1 protein-coding gene and 1 pseudogene are annotated in these 1,201 nt (G+C 53.5%); both read left to right on the plus strand.

Annotated features, from left to right (window positions below):
* A pseudogene (locus PPL9_RS32365) lies at positions 1-246 on the plus strand (Clp protease ClpP); the annotation flags it as partial.
* A gap of 14 nt (positions 247-260) precedes the next feature.
* A partial coding sequence (locus PPL9_RS10675; RefSeq protein WP_152986659.1) for a phage major capsid protein occupies positions 261-1,201 on the plus strand: 941 nt, incomplete at its 3' end.

Below are 1,201 nucleotides of genomic sequence, written 5' to 3' on the forward strand. Positions count from 1 at the left end.
GATGCGCTTCTTCCCAGTGATGAGATTGAGCAGGCTCCAAGCCAAGCTTCCGATAAGCCCTCACCAAATGCTGCGCAGAAGGAGCTTGATATCCTCCTTGCGCGTCTCAACGTACCAAAATCAAAACGTCGCTCACTTTGTGCGGCTTTGAAAGGGAGCACGTCTGGCGCTGCTCCATCCGGCAAGTCTGGCGCTGCCGTTCGAGCAGGAGTGCAAAGCCTCCTCGATAAATTGGATTCCATGTAAATCGGAGAACATTCATGAGAACGAAATCACTCATGCCCGCCATTTGCTTGGCGGCACTCGCTCTTGCACGCCCTGATGCTGTTGTCGGGTCGGTGCGCAATGACAACATGAGCACAGAAGACCTGCTGAAAAAAGTTAGTCAGCAGCTGGATGAGGTGACTGATAACGTTAAGGGCACGGCGGAAGAGGCTCTGAAGCAAGCGAAGCGCTCTGGTGAGGTTTCTCAGGAAACCAAAGATAAAGCCGACAAGCTTTTGACTGAGCAGACGGCTTTGAGTAACTCGGTCACTGAGCTGAAAAACTCACTGGAAGGCATCAAGAGTCAGGCGCTGGAAATCTCACAGCAGGTGGCTGAGGGGATCGGCGGCGGTGGCTCTACTCCGGTGATGACACTTGGTCAGGCATTCGTGGCAGAAGATGAGCGGATCAAGGCATTTGCGGATGGGGGGGCGCGAGGCAACCTGCGCATTACTGTCTCGAATGCGATCACCACTGCTGCAGGCTCGGCTGGCGGTTTGATCTACCATGAAGAGGAGCGTGATCCGATCCGCATGCCACGGCGTCGCTTGCTTATCCGGGATCTGCTGACCAAGGGCAAAACCAGTTCTGATCTGGTGAAGTACCGTAAGCAGACAGTGCAGGATAATAAAGCGGCGATGGTTGCTGAAGGGGCCGCAATGCCGGAATCCAGTTTTGGCTGGGAGAAGGCCACCTCTGAAGTCAAAAAGATTGCGCATCATACCAATATCACAGAGGAAGCTCTGGCAGATTCCGACTTCCTGCAAACGGAGATCGACTCCGAGCTTCGTTATGGTCTGGATCTGGAAGAAGAAAAGCAGATCCTTGCTGGTGATGGACAGGGTGAAAACCTGAAAGGGCTTTTGACTGAGGCTGTGGCATTTGTTGCTGCTAATGGTCTACCCAATGCGACACGTATTGATCGTCTACGCCTTGC

The sequence above is a fragment of the Pseudovibrio sp. POLY-S9 genome (assembly GCF_001431305.1).
Taxonomy (GTDB): domain Bacteria; phylum Pseudomonadota; class Alphaproteobacteria; order Rhizobiales; family Stappiaceae; genus Pseudovibrio.